The following is a 21,821-nucleotide window of genomic DNA, read 5'->3' on the forward strand; positions in this document are numbered from 1 at the left end:
GTACCTTCAGTCCACGTAGTTGGTACCCCTCGTTCTGGGTAGTTGGTACGGCCTGACCTTTTCCGATTCTCTAGTCGAAGCGGGGGCACAACGGTGTCGCTGCTTCGATGAGACGGAGGCAGTATGGCCAACTACCGGAAGATCATGGAGCTCGTGCTCCAGGGGCGCAGCTACAACGAGATCGTCGAGATCGTCGGGTGCTCCCGGCGCGACATCTCGGCGGTGAAGAAGACCATCACCGCACGCAGCATCACGGCGGAGTCGGCGGAATCGATGACCGACACCGACATCCAGGCTCTGTTCCCCGACGGGCGTAAACGGGTCTCCGACGAGTACGAGGCCCCGGACTTTCCCGCCGTGCTGCGGTCGATGAAAGCCAACCGGCACTTCACCCTGCAGCAGAGCTGGCGCAAGTATGTCGGTGTCAGCGGGCAGAGCAAGAAGTATGGGTATGCGCAGTACTGCCACCTGTTCGGTGAGCACCTGCGGACCAATGACCTGGTCGCGACGCTGCAGCACGAGCCCGGCCGGGCGATGCTCATCGACTGGGCCGGCGACACCATCGACCTGGCGGACGCGGTCACCGGTGAGACCACCCGCGCCTATCTGTTCCTGGCGGTGCTGCCGTTTTCCGGGGCGCTGTTCTGCCACGCGACGACGAACATGAAGTCCGAGGCCTGGCTTGACGCCCACGTGAGGGCGTTCTCTTTCTTCGGCGGCGTCCCGCAGATCCTCGTCCCGGACAATCCCACCACCGCGACCCACCGGCGCACCCAGGGAGACACGGAACGGATCGTCAACGCCCGCTACCAGCAGCTCGCCGACCACTACGGCACCGCGGTCGTTCCCGCCCGAGTTCGCCGCCCGCGTGACAAGGCGGCCGTGGAATCGGCGGTGAACGTCGTGAACAAACGCGTCATCGGCTACCTCGCCGAGGATGTCTTCACCACCCTCGGCGAGTTGAACGCCGAGATCGCAGTGCGGGTGAAGGAGATCAACCATGACATCCGCCGGGCGAACGACACCACCCGGTGGGAGGTATTTCAGGCCGAGGAAGCCGCCCAGCTGGGCCCACTGCCGGGCGACCGGTTCGAGGAAGTGGAGTGGAAAGAACTCAAGGCCGGCCGCAACTACCACCTCAGCTGCGACGGGCAGCACTACTCCGTCCCGTTCAAGATGGCGGGCCGGCTGCTGCGGGTGAGGCTGACGTCATCACGGGTGACAGTGTTCGACGGTCAGGACATCGTCTCCGAACACGCCCGCAAGCTCGGCCGGAAGGGCCAGTACTCCACCCTCCCCGAGCATGTCCCGACCCAGCACCGCGACATCGAGGGGCTGTGGTCCCGGCGCTGGTTCGTGGACCGCGCCCGCTCCTTCGGCCCGGCGACAGTGACGGTCATCGAGCAGGTCCTCGACCGGCAGAAGATCGAGGCGCAGGGGTATCTGGACTGCCAGAACATCCTCGAGGGCCTCGGCAAAAGGAACCGGGGGCGGCTGGAAGCGACCTGCCAGGAGCTGATCAACCAGCGCGGCCACGCCACGTATTCGACGCTGAAGCGGATGATGGCCGCGATCGACAGCGACCGCAAACGGCCCGGCCCGCTCATCCCCGCGGCCTCGACACGGAAACCGGCCAGCACCGTCGCGTTCCGCGACACCCTTCTGGACGTCTATGTCCGCGACGCCTCCCACTACGCCCGCGGAACGGAAGAACTCTGATGTTCACCAGCATCGACTACGACAAATTCCGGGCCCTGAGGGTCACCCACGTCGCGACCCGGTTCGAGGAACTCATCCGGGACGAGACCAACGACACCCTCACCCCGGAACAGCTGTTTCTGACCGCGATCGACTACGCGCTCGAGCAGCGACGACACAGCCGGATCGAGAAACTCATCCGGCAGGCGAAGTTCCCGATCCCGAACGCGTCGGTCGCTGAGCTCGACTACCGCGAAGGCCGTGGCATCACCCCGGTCCGGATGCGCCGATACGCGGCTCATTCCTGGCGGGCCGATCCGACGAACCTGCTCATCATCTCGCCCAGCGGCGGCGGCAAGAGCTATCTCGCCTGCGCGATCGGGATCGCCGCCTGCCTGAACGAGCACACCGTCACCTACGCACGGATGGACGACCTCGCCCGGCGCCTGATCATCAGCCGAGGCGATGGCATCGCCCACCAGCGACTGCTCAACGAGCTCTCCGACGTCGACCTGCTCATCATCGACGACTTCCTCACCGTCGGCATCGACAGCGACGCCGCCAGCGACCTGTTCGCGGTGCTGGCGAACAGGGAGCACCGCCTACCGACCGTGATCGCCTCCCAGTCCGGGCCGGCCTACTGGGTCGAGGCCCTCCCGGATCGAGTGGCGGCGGACTCGATCGTGAACCGGCTCGCGAACCATTCCCGCACCATCAACCTGGGCCGCGTCGACATGCGCAAGCTACGCGACGACACCGCCCGCGCCAACAAGGAACACTGGGAATAGGACTCACCGGGGCGGTGCTGGCAGCGGCGCTCAACGACCCGCTGCCAGTACCACCTCGCCAGAAAACCAGTACCACCTGAGTGGACTAGAGGTTCCAACTACGACTATTCGCCACGTGGAAATGCATGCTTGCGCAAGAAGTTCCGGTTCGCCCTGAAGTGAGGGTACGAAACGTTCGGGGTATGAAGGAGGAAGGCTCGTGACGTCGGTCCGATGGAGGAGCCGCCGTTCCTTATACTCCGGGCTGCTGGATAGAAGTCTGGCCGTTTTCATCGACGCCGCGTTCCGGCCGGGCCGATGCCATCTCCACCCGGCGCTGGCCGAGCTTGGCCCGTTTCTAACTTTTCGTGTAAGCGGTCCAACCGGTCACGGATCGTTCTCTGAAGTCTGACCGGAGCGACGCCGTTTCGGCAGCCTCCTCGATTGCGAGCTCCCAGACCTCGGAACCGGGTCTGGCTTCATCCGCTGGTCAGCAAGCGCAGTGTTGCAGGGATCGGCGTTCATGCCGCCCCCGTCTGGTCTTGCCCACGCTTGGAAACAGCGGCACACAGCTCACGCTTACGCTCTACCTCAGCGATCGCCCTGTGCACTGATTCCAAGTATCCTTCATTGCCGATTTCACCGGTCGCGTATTCAGCGGAGTACAGGTCCGCTTCCAGGTCATAAGGTGTACCGTCGCAGCAGTACACGCTGTCCTCGTCATCCCAGGAGCTGGCGACATATGTCTCCTCGCAGTCTGGGCAGAGGTGCTCGTTCAGGACCTCTTCTGCTTTGCTCACGATGCCGCCACCATCCGGTTGAGAGTATCTAGGCGTGCGGTCCGTGACTCGGCGAACCCGAGCTTGGCGATTGTGACGATGGTCACGTATATCGCGTCGTCGATTGCCTTCCTTGTGACCTGCAGTTCGATGAGTTCGGCTTTCAGGACGGCGACGCGGGGCGCGGTGGCGGTCAGTACAGGCATTTGTAAGTGTCCATTTCGAGGTGGTGGGGCGGAAGGTTTCGTGTTCTAAATGGACTGCGCGTGCCCGGACCCAAGATTCAGGGCTTCCAGCGCCTGGATTGCGATCTTTTTGGCTTTCGCGATGGACTTCTTGTGCTTGATGAGTTCCTTTGTCCGCGCCTTGACTGCGGCGCTCGGCAGAGGAGCAGCAGCCAGGATGTTCAAGGTTGAGTTCATGATGTTCTTCACTGCGAGCGGGTCGGCGGTTCCTGCGGCGCCGCGTTCGACCAGAAGCACGCCTGCGTCGCCGGCGGAGTTGCCGAGGATGAGGCTGGCGGTCTGCTTGAAAATTGCGGTTGGGATGTTGAGCTGTTCCGGGATGCCAGCCACACGGACTTCGACACCGCCGTGCATGACTGTCCGCGCAACGGCACAGCGCGTCACGGCGTCGTAGGCGCTTCTCGCCGAGGTTGTCTCCGACCCTCGCTCAAGGATCGCCTCGACGAGAGCCCCTGCTGTGTGGAAATCGATGCCAGTCAGACACAGCAGCTCGACCACCCCGTTGAGAGCAGCGGAGCAGAATGCAGTCGCGTCAGCGCCCGCGGCCCGCCGCTCAGCTTCAATGGATACGGAGTCTTCCTGCAGCCCCATGGTCTTTGAACCGTCGTCCGCGAACACGACTGTGAGGGGGTTGCAGGTGCCATCGTCGTTCACTTTTCCCGTGAAGCCGTTGCGCCGGTCGGAATCGTGGCTCTCGCGGAGCCGGTCCAGCTTGTTCGCGTGACCGAGCCGTGTCGCCAGGATTTTATTCGTGTAGGCCCAGGGGGTGAGGACGTCGGCCATCTTCGGGCTGCTCCAGACCTCCCACAGATATGACGCCAGGTCCGTTGAGAACGTGCCCGGGACCATCTCGGCTGCCGTCGCGAGGTCGTACTTGCGAGCGAACCCCTTGAACTCAGTCACGCCGGCTGCGAGGAGCGCGACCGCGCGAGGTGCTCGCCATATTCGGGTCTTCTCGCGGTTACTGGCGTTGAGGAGGTCCGCACGGAGAGCGGCCAGCTCCTGGGCGAGGTGCAAATCCAGCGCCATAAGGTGCGCGGCGTTAATGCCAGCGCGGCGTGCAGGAGCGGTTGCCTTTCGCGCCTGTGCAGTTATGACTACTGGTCGTACGGTTGCTTCTCGTGCCCGGTCCACTGGTGCCCCTTGGGATATGGGGCATCACCTTTGTTCTGCCCTCCCTCTTGGGGCATGTGGCGACCAGAGGGGCACTCAGGAAGGCGTTATGGAACTGTTACCAACGTCACTGGGTGAGGCGAGCGATGGAGCGGCGATCTGCCTGCACGGGGATCAGTGGTTGGGCTGGGCCCAGCGGCCGAAGGAGACCTTTGCCTTGCTGGTGAGAATCACTCCCTGGCCTAGGTCGACCGTCATCGCGGCGAGCAGCATCTCGGCATACTCAGCCGCGCGTCCAGTCGGCGCCAGAATGAATAGCTCGTCATGAAGCGGGATGAACAGACTCTCCGCGCCCATCGATACGACTGTCGCGCGCACTGCCGCTCCGTAGGCATCCCGAGCCGAACTTTGGACCTGCAGATTCGTCGCGATCGCATGCCGGGTCTCATACGTCCGCCCGTCGAGCACAGGGAGCGGCCGACCCCAGAGGGTGGTCAATACCTCACCGCGGCGACTGCGCTCGGTCTGCTCCGCACAGAACTCGACGACATCGGGGAAGAGCCGTCTCATGCCGGCGTGTGTTGCGTTGGCCTGTGCGGCGCCGGCCGTCTTGGCGAGCGTCGATTCTTTCTGCCCATACAGGAAAGCGATGAACCGAACTTTTTCGGTCTTCCGGTCCTGGCCGGTGAATGCCGCCAGATCGGCGTACGGGTCCCCGTCGAGGACGCTTCGGGTGAAGGTCTCCGAACCGATGAGGCGGGCCAGTACCCGCCCCTCTTGATTGCTGTGATCGACCGAGACGACGTCGTGGCCGGGCTCGGCCAGGAAAAGGAACCGCAGCTCTTTCATCACGCTCATGAGCCCCGGCGCCCGTCCGCTCATGCGCCCCGTGGCTGCGAAGTTCGTCCGCCACACCGGGTGGACCCGACCTGCCGGCGTGATCTTCTCCACGAGGCCATCGAGGATCTGTGTGCGTTTCAGAGTCGAGTGAGCCTTGGTGTATCGGGCCCACGCGTCCGCACTGGCCACGGGCATGTTCGTAATGTCGCACTTCCCGGGCAGCGCCCAGCCGTACTCACCGGTCCGGGTATAGCCGACTCCGATCCGGTCGAGGAATTTCGACTTCTTCCAATCCGAGACGCGGACGTCGACACCCAGTTCGCGCTTCATAATGTCTAGTTCGCGGTGGCGGATCTGGCGTTGTTCCTGCACGGCGAATCGATCGATCATGTAGCCGCGCCGGGCAACTTCGCGCCACAGTTCATCTTCGCTTTCGACTTGCCGTGCGATTCGCTTGGCAGCTTCCGGAGCGGCGCTGTGCGCCTGCATGAGGACGGCGAGAGGGGCGCCAGCCGTTGGCATCATCTTGTCCTTCAGCGGTGCCAGAGCCTGGTCCAGGACCCGCCCGTTGCGGATCCTCGGATTGCCGAGAGCCACAAGGAACGCCCGGTGATCACTGTCCATTTGGGCGGCATCCTCGGAGTAGACCGGGCGATCGCCGAGAGCCGCGAACATCGATAGTCCCTCCTCGACACCGGCGGCAGTGAACGTTTCACCAGCCGCCGAGTACAGGCGAACTGCTGGCCGTCCGGTGCTGATCCGGACGGCCAGAGGTCCGGTGTTCGCGGCGAGCCACTCGGCGATCGTCACCGCTACTCCCCCGTTCTGGCGCCGGTGGTGGAGAACAGGGTCCACGCGACGGCGATGCATTTCACGCCGAGGCCGTTGATCCTCACGAGCTTGTGTTTGTGGCCTGCATCGGTGATCGCAATGGGAGCGAAAGCCTGGAACAGTGCCGCTTCAGTGATGGAGCGGTACTTCGGATCCATGCGGAGGATGGCCGCGGCATCCCGGGGCTGGAAGGCGAGGAAGTCCACGTTTCCGCCGCGTCCGGAACGTCGGACGCCCAGCATCTTCTTGTGGTCCTCCAACGTCACGGCGACGAAACCGAGGTCCTCCAGCGACTGCGGGCCACCAGCGTCCTGAACATACGTCTGACCGCCAGCCACCGAAGCTCGGAGAGCGTCGAGCAGTGGTTCCCAGGCGGGCGCTTCATTGGACTGAAGGTTGTTCGTCCCGTGGAAAAGGGCAGTTGCTCGAACCGCCGCGTGAATGTCCCGGAAGAGGTCTTCACGCTCAGCATCCGTGATCGCCTCAATCTCCAGGAGATACTCGAGCCAGATCAGGTTTCCGCACTCGACGAGCGCTGCGACCTCATGGACGCGGCGCGACACCGGAATGTTCGAGAGGAATCCGACCGCCTTTGCGTGCTTCTCTTCCCACGTCTTGCGCCACGCGTCCATGCCGATCTTCGCGATCTGCAGGGCGACCCAGCGGATGAAGAAGGAGAACGCGAGCGCGGGCAGCCCGTTGTTTGCGAGAGCCTCGAACTCCTTACTGTTGCCGCTGGCGAAGATGTTCACGCCGCGGTCCATGATGATCGGGTACAGCCGTTCGCGGGATGAGTCGAGTTCCTCCGCGTCGGGGATCTGTTCGCCGACCAGGAGGATGGCCGGGGAGCTGAGATCAGGAACGCCTTGTTCCCATTCGCCGGTGCGTGAGTTCTTCGCGGAGACCGTGTGGCGGGCGTGGCCGCCGGCGTAGCCACAACGGATGAGGCGCTCCAGGGCTTTCTCCTGGTCTTCGTTGCCGTTGCGGCTGGTGCGCTTTCGACTGTCGTCCACCGCGAGGAAGAGACCGTCCAGGCCGCTGCCGAGGCGTCCGATGTTGGGGACGCTGCCATCGACTGTGGCCATGGAACGCCCGGCGGGAGCAAAGGCACTGGAGAGGTGCGCTGTGAACCCGCTCATCACGGTGCTCTTGCCGCACCCCTTCGGGCCTGCCATGAAGGCGACGGCGCCCACGCCCATGCCTGCTGCGCACCAGATCGCCGGGCCCCACATGCCGGCCCAGAAGTTCGGGTTCGTGAGTTCACGGCTCATCGCCAGAGTGTTCAGAGAAGCAGTGCGCTCGTTGTCCGTCACCGCGCTCAAGTCGAGAAGCCCGATATCGTTGTACGCATCCGAGAGTTGAGAGTGCGCGCGAGCCGTGAGGCCGTTCGCCGTCATGAAACCCGTCGGTGAGAGGAATCCCCACTGCCCGTCGATCTGCTTCCAGCCCGTCCTCTTGAACACAGGGCTCTCAACGACCTCGTCGGCATGGTGGGCACGGATCGCGGCATCGATAGCCTTTCCGACCCACACGTCCGTTGCAACCACAATTGACGTGCCCTGGGGAACCCGGTTGAGGTACCGGCGCGGATACTGGAGGTCTTCGTCGCGAACGCCGGGGACCTTGTACGGGCTGATCCCGTTGCTCGTCATGACCGAGATTTCCAGGTCGTGGGTGAACTCGCCGGAGAGGCCCTGAGGGTCACGGAGGTCATCCACCACCTTGTGTGTGGTGAGGCGGCGCACAGCCGCCTCCATGATCACCTGCATGGTGAGATCCGCGCCCGTGAAGGTAATCCCAGCTTCAAAGTCGGTGACCGGGGCAATGCTTGAGCGGACGGGCGCAGCAACGGGTTCGGCCTTCGGCGCTCGCCCCAGAGTCGGGGCCGCCCGCGCGATGAGTGCGGCCAGATACTTGCCCCGGCTCTCGGCCGTCTGAGACCGCAGTGACAGTTCGACGCTGAAGGCTCCGAGCTTGAGGAAGTTCACCGACGCGGCACCCAGGCACGTCAGGTGTGCCGCCAGATTCTCGGCTTCGTCGTACAGCGAGCGCTTCTTCTCGATGTGTCCAAGAGCCAGCGTCACGTTCGTAGTGCCCTCTGCGCTGATGAGCCGGTTGAGACCAGGGTCAGGAACGCCCGTTTCCTTCGATACCCACCCGGTGGTCGACTGCAGGCCAGCCACGATGACGCCGGGGGCCGCGGCGGCGATCACCGCCTCCCAGTCCTCGTCCGTTGCCGTGATCAGGACATGCTTGACCTGCCCGAGAAGTCTCTCGTGCTCGGGGGTGATGCGGATGGTCGGGGTAGTTGCCGACTCTGCACTGGTGTTATCCATGTTTCCCTCCAGGGATTTATTGGGCCTCAACGAGTGGAGGCCTGTACATGGACTGCGCGAGGGCAGGCCCAAGATTCTTGTGCCGAGAGGAGCGGATCTGAAATTAGGGCCAAATTCGAAATAAAAATGAAGTAGTGGCAGCGCCAGAAGACGGCCGAACTTCGGCGTTTTTACGCTGTTCTTCTCTCTTTCTTTCTCTCTCTACAGAGAGCTATTTCACTGTTTCGCTAATTCACAAAGGAAGGGGTGCCACCGCCATCGACACAGACAGTCACTCAAAATCGGTGTCTGTCCGGAAAGACAACCCCCACCCGAACCCGTTGGAAGAGGCGCAATAGTGAAATAGACCCTCGGTCCCAGGGATTCATTGGGCTTGGGGAGTATGGCCAGGTGAAATAAGCCTGAAGTAGGCGTTCTAAGCCGGGATCTTGGGTCCCCGAACGCGCAGTCCAAGTAGAGATCCCCACTCGCAGGGACCGTTGCACGGAGGACTGCAATGCTCAAATCAACCAGGCACGAAGACCGAACGAGGGCCGCCATGCCCCCCGGAGTCCAACTCGACCGCGCCGTTCACGCCCACCTAATTGCCCAGATCGGGGCCGGCCATTCGACTGAGGCCACGGACGCCGACCGCATCAACTCGCTCAGTGCCCGCAATAGCCTCATCACCGCATACCTCGCTTGGATCACGCGCCAGGCGACCCGCACATCCCCCACCGCTCAGGCCTCAGAGGATCGTGCAGCAGAGGCCACCCTCCGTTGCCTCGAAGCCTTGGACCGATTCGAACCCTCACGGGGAGTTCCGCTCTACAAATACCTTCAGCATTCCCGTTCGACCCAGGGAGAGGCAGTGGCCCGAGCAGGAATGCCCGGAGATCTGGCCAATCGAAATGAACGGCGCGCACTCATCCGCCGCGGCCTCTCAATCCCGCGGCCGTCATCCTTGGACCGGCCGATCGGCGGCGGGGTCGAATCACTGATGCTGTCAGACGTTGTGCCGGACGGTCGAGCAGGGCCAGAGGAGCTGATGGAGGAAGCAGATATGAAGGAGCAGATCTACGCCGCACTTGATCTCCTCAGCAAGGAGCACCGAGCCCTCCTGGTCGATGCCTTTGGGCTGGACGGACGCCAACCCGTCCTCCTTAGCGGACTTGCACGCGAACGCGGCATCACGCCAGGCAGCGCCTCGCGTCGCCTGGCACGGGCCAGCGCGACTCTTGCAGCCGCCGCCCCACACCTGAAATTCCTCCTCGAGAACTAGGGCCAGCCGGCGCCCATCGATCCTTCACCCAAGGTGCTCACTGACCCTGGATCGGCCACGCTCCCCGATCCGCGTCGCCTCACCCGGAATTCAGTTCCCTCAGCAAGCCGATCCCGGCGCTGGCAGCCCCGTCCCCTGTCCGCCAAGGCAGCGGATCCCGATCTCATCCGACTGCACCGAGCCCCGTGTTCTCGGGCAGTGGCAGCCGGAACGTGATCGTCACTCCCCCTCCGGCAACTGCGCACGAATACGTCGTGCATCACGGCGGCGCCCAGAGATTGGATGCAAGCAATGTGCAGTCGTCGCCCCGGACGAGCTCGTCTACCGCGTCAACTGGACGCCCACTCTTGCGATCCATTAAGCGAATTGCGTGAGAGGAGTCGTCCGGATCAGGACGCCGTTGGATCAGCGGTCCAGGCAAGCTGTCCTGCTGGTTGCCTTCGAGCGAGGCTCCGAGAGCGGGATGCCGCGGCGCGTCCGTGATGGCCGCAGGGACTGTTTTCGGAGCACGAACGCCGACGGCCGCCCGAGGAAAAACCCTTTCTCTTCCCTCCGATCAGTTGCCTCGGATTCCACCTCCGCATGCCGATAACTCGATGCGCCAAGCAAAAACTCCGCACTGGTCTGACACGGATCTTTCTAATGCCGTCGACGCTTGTGACTATAGGGGAAAGAAATACAGGTAGTGCCAGCCTCACGGTCCTGGGCGATACTCAACGGTCCGGGCGCCCGAACCAAGATAGCCAAATCCAGACGAGAATCATCGGCTAATTCTTGCCCGCCGTGCAATATTTGAAGATGCCCGCGCATCTATAGAGGAGCGCACGGTTTTGCCGTAGTCCACATCTGGACGCGACCCGGCACGAGTCTCTGGAGGGACAAACACAGTGTACGAACAGCTCGTCCGATCCGCCCGACCACAGGTCGGCACCGTCGGCAAAATCAATGCATATATCAACTCAATCGACTCTCGGAGCGCCGCCCGGCTTCGCGCTTGCATGGCTGATCCACGCATCTCGGCAGTTGCCATTCGCGACGCTTTGCGGGAGAACAGTTTCGAGGCCGGGCTGACCACGATTCGATCGCATCGAAGAGACGCTGCGTTTGCTGGGAGAGCGACGTGAATGCGCGGATGTGTCGACAACGCGCCGTCCACGTCAAGAATTCTGACCTTCGATGACGCGCAATCTCGCCCCAGTACCGCCAAGAGTTTCGCACTCGGCGACGCACCCGGCGCCACCGGCAGTTGACGTCTGTCGCTGCAAGACAAGGCCGCGCATGCGCCACTAAACCCAGACCAGCCGACAGCGCAACGAACTCCTCGCGCCGTCGGTTAAAGGCCGGCAGTTCACAACCCTCCCTCTGTTGCTGCCAGCCCGGAACGGCCGGCTGCTCGAGTGCCAATCGGGAAGCCGGCCGTTTTCTCTTTGCAAATCAGGGCCTGCACTAAGGCTTCGGAGCGGCCGCAGCGATCAACATTGAAACCACGAACACCGTCCTCCCTTGTGGTTGGCGGCGGCCCATTCGCCATCCTGGCCGACCGCGGCTTCTACGGCTTCCGGCTATGGGAACAGGCAGCAGCGACGGGCGCTGACCTGCCCTGGCGGGTCAAAACGAATCTCCGCCCGAGGCACCTGGAGACCCTCGCTGACGGCTCGTGGCTGGCGACCATCATCCCGACCTCCGGTCCGGGGCGGCAGTCGACAGCACCGTTGACCGTGCGGGTCGTGGACTACACGATCGACGACGGCCGCGACAATCCCGATGGCTACCGGTTACTGAGCACGATCCTTGATCTGGGTGAGGCCTCTGCGGAAGAGCTCGCGACCGTGTACTCAAAAAGGTGGGAGATCGAGTCCGTGTTCGACGAGTTGAAAACTCATCAGCGTAGCCCGCGCATGGTGATGCGGTCCAAGTCCCCGGACCTGGTCAAGCAGGAAATCTGGGGCCACCTCTGCTGTCACTACGCGATCCGCACCCTGATGATCCAGGCCGCACAGCACGCCAACCGCGACCCTGACCGGGTCTCCTTCATCGCCGACCGCCGCATCGCCCGCCGCTCCATGGCCCAGGGCGATTTTTCCCCCTCCGCGACCTGACCACACCACAGCGGTCTGGCGCCACGCCATCCTCGCCCTCATCCGACGGCTGAACCCCGCACGGCGACGCCGATCAAACCCACGCGTCATCAAACGCAAGGTCTCGAAATGGCCCGCCAAACGCCTCCACCACGCGCACTGGCCACAACCCTGCCATGAACCAGAAATCACAATTCAAACTTTTAACTGAACGGCATTGAGGCTAAACCCGGGGCGCAACATACCGGCAAGGCGGCGGAGCATGGTCGTGGGCGACGAAGCCACGAACGGCGGGTTGTGGTGCTTTCCCGTGGCGAAGACGTCGAGGCCACATCTGTCCGCATGCTGGGCGATGGTGGGGATGTCACGGGTGCGCTCAGGGTCGCTGGGCGTGCGGCCGCTGGTCGGGCCTGTCGTGACGTCCCTGACGGCGAAAATACCGAATTGTATGAGTGACCCCTCCATGGTATATGCGTGTGCATGCACCTCCTGAAGCCCAACATGGGTGTTCGCCGACCGGGCCTGAAAGTAAGAGCAGCCATCTCGCCGTGCTCGCACTCGGTCCCTGGAGCGGGACGACCGTGGGTGGAGCTCATCACCCCCGGGCGGAACATTCAAATCCACGTTGTAAATAGATTAGCCATGGCTTATATTAAGTAATGGAATAAACCTAAGGAGTCATCATGAGTTCAACGACGAACACTCACATCCGTGTAATGCCCGCTCTGCCCACGGAACCGTCACTCAGACCGCGCCCGGGGCCGGGGCCGCTCGATGATGAAATGATCCATTTAGACCGATTCCCGGCCGATTTCGCGTGGGGACTCGCTACGGCGGCTTACCAGATCGAAGGGGCCGCGAACGAAGGTGGGCGAGGACCGAGCATTTGGGACACGTTTTCACACACCACAGGCAACACGAAAAACGACGACACTGGGGATGTTGCTTGCGACCACTATCACCGGTGGCCCGCGGATCTCGATCTACTCAATCAACTTGGCGTGTCCAACTATCGCCTCTCCGTGTCCTGGTCTCGCCTCCAGCCAGGCGGTAGCGGCGACCTAAACCCGGAAGGCGTTGCCTTCTACCGGACATTGCTGGGGGGACTGCGGGAGCGTGAAATTGAGCCCTACGTCACGCTGTATCACTGGGACTTGCCACAGGAGCTGGAGGACTTGGGCGGCTGGGGTGAGCGAGAGACGGCTTTCCGCTTCGCCGACTTTGCTGCTCGAACCGTGTCGGCCCTAGGCGACTCGGCGTCGAAGTGGATTACTTTGAATGAACCGTGGTGCTCCGCGTTTCTCGGGTATGGTTCCGGGGCGCACGCGCCCGGTCGACGAGACATGAACGTTGCAGTTCGTGCAGCCCATCACCTCAACCTCGCACATGGGCTCGCTACAGCGGCCATACGGGCCATCGACCCCACAGCCCACATCGGCGTCACGAATATCGTCACGGATATCGTCGCCGCGTCCTCCCTAGCCGGGGACCAGGCAGCCGCCGCGCGGTTAGACGCTGTTAGCAATCTCGTCTTCCTTGAGCCGATATTCCACGGCAAATACTCCGCGAACGTTCATGCCGCCCTCGACCAATACGGTCTCCGCGATGCCATCGAACCAGAGGACCTGGCCATCATTCATGCCCCGCTGGACTTCGCCGGGATTAATCACTACCAGCGCGTGATCGCCCACGATGACCCGTCGGCTCCCTTTTCCGTGAGGGAAGTGGCGGCACAACCGGCGACGACGTCATTCGGCTGGTCGGTCATCCCCGAATCAATGACGGCTGTGCTCTTACGAGTTGCCCGCGAGTTCACTTCCCTGCCCCTGTATGTCACCGAAAGCGGCGCCAGCTACCACGACTACGTCGATCCGAACGGGGACGTCATCGACACCGATCGAGTTGCCTACCTCCGCGGCTACATAGACGCGGCCGGCCAAGCGATCGCCGCAGGCGTCAACCTCAAGGGCTACTTCGTGTGGTCGTTCCTGGACAACTTCGAGTGGGGCGAGGGCTACAGCAAACGCTTCGGACTGGTCTACGTCGACTACCGAACCCAAGCGAGGATCCCCAAACTCAGCGCTCGATGGTACACCGCTCTGATCGCTGCCCACCGGGCACTCGGCGCCCGAAATTCTATTTCTGCCTAACATCACAACCCCATCGAAAGGAACACCTCAATGTCGAGATCCCGCACCAAATGGATCCTTCCCCTCGCCGCCGGCGTCGCTGCCAGCGTCCTTGCCCTCTCTGCCTGCTCCAGCGGCGCGTCCGGCAGCGCCTCCGGTGTTCCCTCCGACAAACCTCTCACCGTCTGGGTGATGGGAGACAGCTCGAAGAAGTTCGAAACCCTCGTCGAACCGTTCACCAAGAGCACGGGAATCAAGGTCGACGCTGTCGCCATCCCCTGGGACAGCATCGATCAGAAGCTCACCACCGCCGTCGCCTCAGGTAACGGCCCGGACGTCGTGCAGATCGGCGTGTCAAAGATCCGTTCCTTCGCCGACACCGGCGGGTTGCTCACCCTGGACCAGGCAACGATTGCCAACTATCCGAACCTCGCAGCCGACAAGTTCGTGGCCGGCGCATCCGGAGAGGCCACCGCTGTCGCTGGCAAAGTTGTCAGCATCCCGTGGGTCAGTGACACCAGAGTGCTGTTCTACCGCTCCGACATTCTCTCAGCCAGCGGCATCTCAAAGCCGCCTACCACGTGGGACGAACTCCGGGGCGACGCTAAGACTCTCACCGCCCGCGGCGCCGGCAATTACGGCTACTACATTCCGCAGTGGGATAGCGCTTTGCCGGTGGAAATGACGTGGGACCAGGGCGGTGACGTGGTGGATAAGACGGGCAACATCGATTTCAACACGCCCGCGTTCCACAAGGCCGTCGACGTTTACGCAGGCCTGTATGCGGACGGCAGCGTACCCACCAACAGTGACTTCGACCAGGTGCAGGGATTCACGTCCGGCGCCACGCCGATGGTCGTCAGCGGTCCCTACCTCGCCTCTGCGATCACCGCCGCAGCCCCCGAGCTGGCCGGCAAATGGTCGGCGGTTCCGCTGCCATCGGCGAAAGCAGGTACGTCGCTGCTCGCCGGGTCCAACCTCGGCGTCTTCGCCAAGACCGCGAACAAGGACGGCGCCCTGCAACTGCTGAACTACCTCTCCGACACCGCGACGCAGGTCTCCTGGTACAAGGCAGACGGCGACCTTCCCACGGTCAAGACCGCTTTGACTGATGACTCACTGGTGTCAGACCCGTTGTTCAACGTCTACGCCAAGCAGTTGGCCGACTCCAAGCTGCTGCCGCTGGTGTCGAACTGGGACGGCGTCACCGGGAAGGCTCTGCTCGATAGCCTGAACTCCATCGTTCTCAACCACGCCGATCGGGACAGCACATTGAACACGCTCTACGCGTCCACCGCGGGCCAGTCGGTCAAGTAACCCACCATCGGGTCTTGGGGCGGAGCCTGCTTGCGCTCCGCCCCAAGGCCCCACAAGGATCGGGACAAACCATGAAGATTCGCGCTACGCCCTACGTTCTCATCGCCCCTGCGACACTCCTCCTGCTTGCTTTCGGCGTGCTGCCCATCCTGATTGCGGGCTTCGTCAGTTTCACTGACATGAACCTCGCCGGGTTGGGTGATTGGTCGGTGATCAAGTTCATCGGCCTCAACAACTACACTCAACTTTTCGCCGACCCGGCCTTCTGGCAGTCACTCGGGAATACTGCCTTCTTCGCCCTGATCGGCGTGCCGTCTGTCATTATCTCCTCGCTGATCGTCGCCCTGCTGCTCAACCGCAGCAACAGCCGCTTCTACCGCGCGCTGCGCTCCTTATACTTCCTACCCGCCATCACCGCAATCGTCGCCATCGCATTGGTTTGGGGGTACCTCTACAACACCCAGTTCGGCCTATTCAACTACCTGCTGTCCCTCGTGGGGGTACCGCCGGTGCAGTGGCTCAGCGATCCGCTTCTGGCGAAGTTCTCCGTCGCGTTCGTTGCCATCTGGCGGGGGACCGGTTTGAACATCATCATCTTCCTAGCTGCCCTCCAGGGCGTGCCTCGCGAATATTTGGAAGCGGCGTCGTTAGACGGTGCCTCGGAAATCCGCAAGACCGTCTCGATTGTCATCCCGTTGCTGCGGTTCGCGATCTTCTTCGTCATGATCACAACGGTCATCGCGTGGCTCCAATTCTTCGACGAACCATTCGTGTTGACCAAGGGCGGCCCGATCGGCGCCACCACTTCCATATCCCTGTTCCTTTTCCAGAAAGGATTCAGCGGAAGCCAATTCGGCTATGCGAGCGCAGGCTCCGTAATCCTGTTTCTGATCATCGCAGTGATCACCCTCGCCCAACTGCGTGCAAGGAAAACCGATGTCGAATACTAAGCTCCAACCCCCCATGACCAAAGCAACATCGCCCGTCCAGCATGAGCAGGCGGCGTGCAACCCGCGACCGGCCAAGCGCAAGTCGCGCAGTCACGCCAATCGGCTGACCATCATCGTCGGCATCGTGCTGGGGCTTGGTGCGCTGGCCACCGCGTTCCCGTTCATCTGGATGTTGACCTCGTCACTGAAACCCCGCAGCGAAAGCGTGGCGTACCCGCCAAGGATCCTGCCGCAGAAACCCACCTTCGAGTTCTTCGTCCAACTCTTCCAGGACCTCGACTTCGGCCGGTACCTGCTCAATACCATCGGGCTTGTCCTGATCAGCATGATCGGGCTCCTGCTCATGGCCATGGCCGGTTACGGCTTCGCGAAATTTACATTCCGCGGGCGCGACGCGCTCTTCTTCCTTGTCCTAGTGACCATGATGATCCCAGTTCAGGTGACGATGATTCCCACGTACCTCATCTTGAACGGTATGAAACTCACCAACACCATCGTCGGGATTGCCCTCCCCACCCTGGTTAGTGGATTCAGTGTCTTCCTCTTCCGGCAGTTCATGACGACCATTCCCTCGGAAATGATGGAAGCGGCACGCATTGACGGAGCCGGAGAGTTCAGGGTCTTCCTACAAATCGTGCTACCACTGTCGAAACCGATCTTGGCGGTCCAAGTCATTCTGACGTTCATCGCCAGCTGGAACAGCTTCCTCTGGCCCTTGATCATCGCCAACGACGAACACCTTTACACCCTCTCCGTTGGTATCGCGCTTCTGAATCAGCAGATCGCGACGAATCCCTCCCTGCAAATGGCAGCCGCGACGCTGATGGTGGTCCCGATCCTCATCATCTTCGTAGTCTTCCAACGCTACGTCGTTCAAGGATTCTCCCTTTCCGGACTGAAATAGGACAACATGACAAACCCCACCCGCTTCAACGGATACGTTCACGCTCACAAGGCGGAGTTGGTCGACGGCACCGGTGCCCCGCTCCTGCTTCACGGTATCGGCCTTGGAAACTGGCTGCTCGCCGAAGGCTACATGTGGAAGTTCGGCGATGAGATGAGCTCACCGCGGCAGATCGAGGCACGTATTACCGACCTCCTCGGCGCGGAACGGGCACTCGAGTTCTGGGCCCGCTACCGCGACGCGTTCATCACCGAAGCGGACATCCAACGCATCGCCGAACTCGGCTTTGACCATGTCCGGCTGCCGATCAACTCGCGCGGCCTCATGGACGACAGCGGCAACTGGATCGAAACCGGATTCATTCTCATCGACCGGGCAATCCAGTGGTGCGAGCGGCACAACCTGTGGATTTTGCTCGATCTGCACGGAGCACCGGGCGGACAAACTGGAACGAATATCGACGATTCCCCTAACCTGAAGCCCGAACTGTTCATGGATGACCGCTATCGCAGGCAAACAGTGAAATTATGGCGAAAACTCGCCCGCCGATACCGCGACCGGACGAGTGTCCTCGGCTACGACCTGCTTAATGAACCCCTGCCGAACGAATGGCAACACATTTACGCTGACGAGCTCGTCGATTTCTACCGGGAGCTCACAGCTGCGATCCGTGAGATCGACCCTTATCACCTCATCGTCTACGAGGGCTCGCACTGGGCAACAAATTGGTCCATATTTACGGAGGTCATCGACCCGAACTCTGCCCTTCAATTCCATCGTTATTGGTGCCCGCCCGAACGGTCCAGCATTGCCGAATATTTGGAAGCCCGTGACCGGCTCGGGTTGCCGATCTACATGGGCGAGGGAGGCGAGAACACCCCGGAATGGATCTATTCGGCGACCCGCCTGTATGAGCAGCACAATATCGGCTGGAACTTCTGGCCATGGAAGAAACTCGACACCGACACGTCCCCGATATCAGTGAGCCCACCCGCCGACTGGGATTTGATCGCGGACCCGGAGGTAACTCTCGACCCCGAAGCTGCCCAGCACGTTCTCAATGAGCTGCTACACCGCATTGCTCTCCTCAACTGCTCCGTTCGCCCCGACGTTGTGAACGCGTTATTTGGCCGTCAACCACTTCGTATTCCAGCCTGGGGATATATTGAGGCCGATGCGGCAGCACCCACCCGGTTTTCACCGACAGCTGAGATCGATGGTCTGTGGCACCACACCGCCGGCGAACCATACAAGGATGCGGAAGTGCCACACATTGAGCTTCGCCCGGGGGCAGTCATGAGGTTCCCATTGGAAGCGCCACCCTCGACGTGGACGATCAACGCCGACGACCCATCCTCATTCGCCGTGACCTGGGAACAGGACCACCTGGCCGTGCGTGTGAACACACCTGCCCGGCTTATCAGCCTCGACCTCGAAGCCGAGTAGGTGCAGAGGTGAACACCGCAACGGGCTTCGCGAGGCGAGCCGAAGACCCAGACCAGCTCCATCATTGGTATCGTCGGACCACCATGAGCGTCGACCCAAACACCCGCCGACCTGCCCGCTCCTCGGCGGGTGCATCAACAGTGACGTCGCTCCGGCAGCGCAACAAGGGAGCCGTACTCAAGCAGATCATCCTCGCTGGCGAAACCACTCGAGCGGCACTAGCCAGCGACTGCGGCCTCTCGATGGCATCCGCAACCAACATGGTCACTGAACTGACCGGAGAGGGACTCGTCGAGGAAACCGGGTTGGTGTCCTCCCACGGCGGGCGGCCGATCTCCCTCTTGGCCCCTCGCGCGGACAGTGCCTACACGCTCGGCGTCGACGTCGGCGAACGTGGAGTCGCCGTCGAACTCTTTGACTTCCGGATGAACCGCGTCGACCGTGAATTCAGCGGCGGAGCAGAGCCCGAAACCGCCGCCAGCATCGTCGATGACCTGAATCAGGCCGTATTCGCCCTCCATCTCCGAAATCCCCACCGATGGGACCGCCTGCTCGGGATCGGACTCGGACTGCCCGGCCTGGTAGAGACCGAAGCAGACGGCGTTCAAGTGCTCTACGCCCAAAGCCTCGGCTGGCCTGCAATACCCATTTCGGAGCTCATCCGCGGTGACCTCCCAGTGTTCGCCGACAACGGCGCCAAAGCACAAACCAAAGCAGAACTCTGGTTCGGCGCGGCCCGCGGCGTCAATCACGCCTTAGTTGCTCTCCTCGGTCGCGGTGTCGGACTGGGAATCATCACCGACGGGGCACTAACCCATGGGGCAGCAGGAAGCGCAGGCGAGTGGGGGCACACCAAGGTACAAGTCAACGGCCGACTGTGCCGTTGCGGCAGCAGGGGATGCGTGGAAGCGTACCTTGGCGCAGACGCAATCCTTGCCGAATGGGAAGCCGCCGGAGGCCAGTTCGAAGGCACCGGCTGGCGTGCTCTAGGCGACCTTCTCGACACTGCAGAAAAAGGGGATAAAGCAGCCGGCGTGATCGTCACGAGCATCGTCGACACCCTTGGCGCAGCCCTCGGGAGCATGGTCAACCTGACCAACCCGGAACGCGTGGTTGTCGGAGGTTGGGTCGGGAACCGACTAATGGAAAGCCTGCGGCCACGAATCGAGGAGTCGATCCGAACAAGCGCCCTGGCACGTCCCGGGAGCCAGTTCACACTTCACACCTCCAGCTTCGGCGGAGACACGGTGGCGCTCGGGTCGGCGTTGATGCCAATCGAAGCTCTCATCCAGTCCCCCAACGGATAGTCGCGACCCATCAGGCAGTCAGCGACAGACCTCCGCACCACAGCGTGACACGAACCCGCACGAACGAATGTCCCCGGATGTATCGGGCGAACACTTGGTGTCTTCTCGATCGTTCGTCTAGCTAACTCTAGGAGCGTGGGTCAGTAGTACCTAAATTTAAAACGCCGGTCGAGTTCCCGAGCCAAGTGCATTGGTTTGGGAAAATTGACCATGAGCGATTCGGATGGGCTGTTCCCGGCGACGGAACTTGAGCACGTTGAGCTGGTTGTGGATGACGGTGTTGAGGCTGGCGCGGGTGTGAACAAACGTTTTCGGGCGTTTGAGCCGGCGGCGGTGATGTTGGTGCCGCCATCGTTGGATGAGTGATTGCCGCAGCATCACCTCTCTCGTTTCATCGCGGACATCGTCGAAACCCAGCTGGACTTGAAGAAGTTCTACGCGTCTTATGCGAAGTCGAAGGGTCAGCCGCCGTATGACCCGCGCCTGATAGTCCGGGTCCTGCTGTATGGGTATTGCGTTGGTGTGCGCTCGTCGCGGGAGTTGGAACGGGTGTGCGTGGATGTGGTCGCGTTTCGCTGGTTGGCCGCGCAGCAAGCACCGGATTTTCGCTCCATTGCCCGGTTCCGCAAACGCCACCTGTCGAGTTTGGGGAATGTGTTCCTGCAGGCGTTGGAATTGTGTCGTGCGGCGGGGATGGTGTCGCTGGGGCAGGTCGCGTTGGACGGCACGAAGGTTCGCGCCAATGCGTCCAGGCGGAAGGCGATGAGTTACGCCCGCCTGACGGAGAAGCAGAAAGTCCTCGCCGACGAGGTCTCCGCCCTGCTGGCTGACGCGGACGCCATCGATGACGCCGAGGATGCCCGGTTCGGGAAAGACAAACGCGGCGACGAACTCCCGCCGGAGCTCGCGCGGCGGGAGTCGCGTCTGGTGAAACTGGCTGAGGCGCGCGCCGCGTTAGAGGCTGACGCGGCCGCCCGGGCGCGGAAAGAGGCCGAGAAGAAAGCCCGGGACAAGGGCGAGGATGACGACGCCGTGGCGCAGAAGGGTGAGGCCGCGGCGAAGAACGCGGTCGTTTCCCCGAAGGCTCAACGCAATTTCACCGACCCGGACGCCCGGATCATGAAGACCGCCGACGGGTCCTTCCACTACGCCTATAACGCGCAGGCCATCGTTGACGCGGACCATCAAGTGATCGTCGCGACGATGCTGACGAATATCGGCGTGGATGTTGAACAGGTCGTGCCGATGGTCGAGAAACTGCACACCACGACCGGGGTCCTGCCCCAGCAGATCCTAGCCGATGCCGGGTATTGTTCAGCAGCGAACCTGGACTACGCCAAGACCATTGAGACGGCCGGGGACAGCAGGACGGAGTTTTTCATCGCGACAGGCCGGGTCAAGCACGGCGAGCGTGTTCCCGAGGTTCCCCGGGGCCGAATCCCCGCCAATGCAACACTCCGGGAACGCATGGCGCGGAAACTGAAAACGAAGAAGGGGCGCGCCGTTTACGCCAGGCGCAAAGCGATCGTGGAGCCCGTGTTCGGTCAGATCCACACCCGGCAGGGCAAGTTCGTCCTGCTCCGCGGGTTGGAGCAAGCAGCCCACGAATGGGACCTGATCGCCGCCTGCCACAACCTGATGAAGCTCCACACCATGCAAACCACAGCCCTCCAGGCCGCGCAAAGCGCCCTGACAGCCCGCCCGGCAACCTAAACACCAGGGCGGGACCGCCCAGACGGGCGACAGCGCCCCGGCCTGCGCCGTCAACGGGACACTGGCCCTTTTTTCGCTCGGCACAAGAACAAATGCAGAGCCAAAGT

Annotated in this window: 15 protein-coding genes and 2 pseudogenes; 11 read left to right on the forward strand and 6 right to left on the reverse strand. The window is 62.2% G+C overall.

Annotation, left to right across the window (positions count from 1 at the left end):
- The first annotated feature begins 123 nt into the window (after window positions 1-123).
- Both istA and QN345_RS00745 read left to right on the forward strand, forming a co-directional pair.
- Window positions 124-1,719 carry an IS21 family transposase gene (gene istA, locus QN345_RS00740; protein WP_323508340.1) on the forward strand — a complete coding sequence of 532 codons (1,596 nt, stop codon included), beginning with the start codon at window positions 124-126 and terminating at the stop codon, window positions 1,717-1,719.
- Window positions 1,719-2,486 carry an ATP-binding protein gene (locus QN345_RS00745; protein WP_323508341.1) on the forward strand — a complete coding sequence of 256 codons (768 nt, stop codon included), beginning with the start codon at window positions 1,719-1,721 and terminating at the stop codon, window positions 2,484-2,486. Before istA ends, QN345_RS00745 begins: the two co-directional genes overlap by 1 nt.
- A 500-nt stretch (window positions 2,487-2,986) precedes the next feature.
- Here QN345_RS00745 and QN345_RS00750 read toward each other — a convergent pair whose 3' ends face one another.
- The 5 genes from QN345_RS00750 to QN345_RS00770 form a co-directional block, all read right to left on the reverse strand.
- Window positions 2,987-3,265 carry a hypothetical protein gene (locus tag QN345_RS00750; protein ID WP_323508342.1) on the reverse strand — a complete coding sequence of 93 codons (279 nt, stop codon included), beginning with the start codon at window positions 3,263-3,265 and terminating at the stop codon, window positions 2,987-2,989.
- Window positions 3,262-3,450 carry a hypothetical protein gene (locus QN345_RS00755; protein ID WP_323508343.1) on the reverse strand — a complete coding sequence of 63 codons (189 nt, stop codon included), beginning with the start codon at window positions 3,448-3,450 and terminating at the stop codon, window positions 3,262-3,264. The genes QN345_RS00750 and QN345_RS00755 overlap by 4 nt, the downstream gene beginning before the upstream one ends.
- A 45-nt stretch (window positions 3,451-3,495) precedes the next feature.
- The gene (locus QN345_RS00760; protein WP_323508344.1) at window positions 3,496-4,518 is read right to left on the reverse strand and encodes a hypothetical protein; all 1,023 of its coding nucleotides are present in this window, start codon (window positions 4,516-4,518) and stop codon (window positions 3,496-3,498) included.
- Between the two features lie 258 nt (window positions 4,519-4,776).
- Window positions 4,777-6,252, reverse strand: a complete 1,476-nt coding sequence (locus QN345_RS00765; RefSeq protein ID WP_323508345.1) for a DNA polymerase — start codon at window positions 6,250-6,252, stop codon at window positions 4,777-4,779.
- Between the two features lie 2 nt (window positions 6,253-6,254).
- The gene (locus tag QN345_RS00770) at window positions 6,255-8,609 is read right to left on the reverse strand and encodes a hypothetical protein (RefSeq protein WP_323508346.1); all 2,355 of its coding nucleotides are present in this window, start codon (window positions 8,607-8,609) and stop codon (window positions 6,255-6,257) included.
- A 496-nt stretch (window positions 8,610-9,105) separates the two neighbouring features.
- On the opposite strand from QN345_RS00770, the gene QN345_RS00775 reads away from it, so the two are divergent.
- Together QN345_RS00775 and QN345_RS00780 are read left to right on the forward strand one after the other, a co-directional pair.
- Entirely contained in the window at window positions 9,106-9,870 is a 765-nt protein-coding gene (locus QN345_RS00775) for a sigma factor (protein WP_323508347.1), read from the forward strand.
- Between the two features lie 1,397 nt (window positions 9,871-11,267).
- A complete protein-coding gene (locus QN345_RS00780; RefSeq protein WP_323508348.1) occupies window positions 11,268-11,969 on the forward strand; it encodes an IS4 family transposase in 702 nt (233 codons plus the stop codon).
- Window positions 11,970-12,188: 219 nt separating this feature from the next.
- On the opposite strand, the pseudogene QN345_RS00785 reads toward QN345_RS00780, so the two are convergent.
- Window positions 12,189-12,398: pseudogene (locus QN345_RS00785) on the reverse strand (LLM class flavin-dependent oxidoreductase); the annotation flags it as partial.
- Between the two features lie 233 nt (window positions 12,399-12,631).
- On the opposite strand from QN345_RS00785, the gene QN345_RS00790 reads away from it, so the two are divergent.
- The 7 genes and pseudogenes from QN345_RS00790 (at window position 12,632) to QN345_RS00820 (ending at window position 21,714) form a co-directional block, all read left to right on the forward strand.
- A complete protein-coding gene (locus tag QN345_RS00790; protein WP_323508349.1) occupies window positions 12,632-14,098 on the forward strand; it encodes a GH1 family beta-glucosidase in 1,467 nt (488 codons plus the stop codon).
- 30 nt (window positions 14,099-14,128) lie between these two features.
- Entirely contained in the window at window positions 14,129-15,394 is a 1,266-nt protein-coding gene (locus QN345_RS00795) for an extracellular solute-binding protein (RefSeq protein ID WP_322188700.1), read from the forward strand.
- 71 nt (window positions 15,395-15,465) lie between these two features.
- Window positions 15,466-16,344 (forward strand): sugar ABC transporter permease, encoded by an 879-nt coding sequence (locus QN345_RS00800; protein WP_322188702.1) that lies wholly within the window; start codon window positions 15,466-15,468, stop codon window positions 16,342-16,344.
- Between the two features lie 13 nt (window positions 16,345-16,357).
- Window positions 16,358-17,248, forward strand: a complete 891-nt coding sequence (locus QN345_RS00805) for a carbohydrate ABC transporter permease (protein WP_322188704.1) — start codon at window positions 16,358-16,360, stop codon at window positions 17,246-17,248.
- Between the two features lie 6 nt (window positions 17,249-17,254).
- Entirely contained in the window at window positions 17,255-18,694 is a 1,440-nt protein-coding gene (locus QN345_RS00810) for a glycoside hydrolase family 5 protein (RefSeq protein WP_323508350.1), read from the forward strand.
- A gap of 83 nt (window positions 18,695-18,777) precedes the next feature.
- Entirely contained in the window at window positions 18,778-20,001 is a 1,224-nt protein-coding gene (locus QN345_RS00815) for an ROK family protein (protein WP_323508351.1), read from the forward strand.
- A 204-nt stretch (window positions 20,002-20,205) separates the two neighbouring features.
- Window positions 20,206-21,714, forward strand: a pseudogene (locus QN345_RS00820) (IS1182 family transposase).
- Window positions 21,715-21,821: the final 107 nt, after the last annotated feature.

The sequence above is a fragment of the Cryobacterium sp. 10I1 genome (assembly GCF_035019805.1).
GTDB classification, from domain to species: Bacteria; Actinomycetota; Actinomycetes; order Actinomycetales; family Microbacteriaceae; genus Cryobacterium; species Cryobacterium glucosi.

Excerpts from the sequence above, each read along its gene's own strand:
- QN345_RS00810 (WP_323508350.1), top strand. The coding sequence starts at position 17,255 with ATGACAAACCCCACCCGCTTCAACGGATACGTTCACGCTCACAAGGCG.
- QN345_RS00790 (WP_323508349.1), top strand. The coding sequence starts at position 12,632 with ATGAGTTCAACGACGAACACTCACATCCGTGTAATGCCCGCTCTGCCC.
- QN345_RS00795 (WP_322188700.1), top strand. The coding sequence starts at position 14,129 with ATGTCGAGATCCCGCACCAAATGGATCCTTCCCCTCGCCGCCGGCGTC.
- QN345_RS00775 (WP_323508347.1), top strand. The coding sequence starts at position 9,106 with ATGCTCAAATCAACCAGGCACGAAGACCGAACGAGGGCCGCCATGCCC.
- QN345_RS00805 (WP_322188704.1), top strand. The coding sequence starts at position 16,358 with ATGACCAAAGCAACATCGCCCGTCCAGCATGAGCAGGCGGCGTGCAAC.
- QN345_RS00815 (WP_323508351.1), top strand. The coding sequence starts at position 18,778 with ATGAGCGTCGACCCAAACACCCGCCGACCTGCCCGCTCCTCGGCGGGT.
- QN345_RS00745 (WP_323508341.1), top strand. The coding sequence starts at position 1,719 with ATGTTCACCAGCATCGACTACGACAAATTCCGGGCCCTGAGGGTCACC.
- QN345_RS00800 (WP_322188702.1), top strand. The coding sequence starts at position 15,466 with ATGAAGATTCGCGCTACGCCCTACGTTCTCATCGCCCCTGCGACACTC.
- QN345_RS00770 (WP_323508346.1), bottom strand. The coding sequence starts at position 8,609 with ATGGATAACACCAGTGCAGAGTCGGCAACTACCCCGACCATCCGCATC.
- QN345_RS00760 (WP_323508344.1), bottom strand. The coding sequence starts at position 4,518 with ATGGCGCTGGATTTGCACCTCGCCCAGGAGCTGGCCGCTCTCCGTGCG.
- istA (WP_323508340.1), top strand. The coding sequence starts at position 124 with ATGGCCAACTACCGGAAGATCATGGAGCTCGTGCTCCAGGGGCGCAGC.
- QN345_RS00755 (WP_323508343.1), bottom strand. The coding sequence starts at position 3,450 with ATGCCTGTACTGACCGCCACCGCGCCCCGCGTCGCCGTCCTGAAAGCC.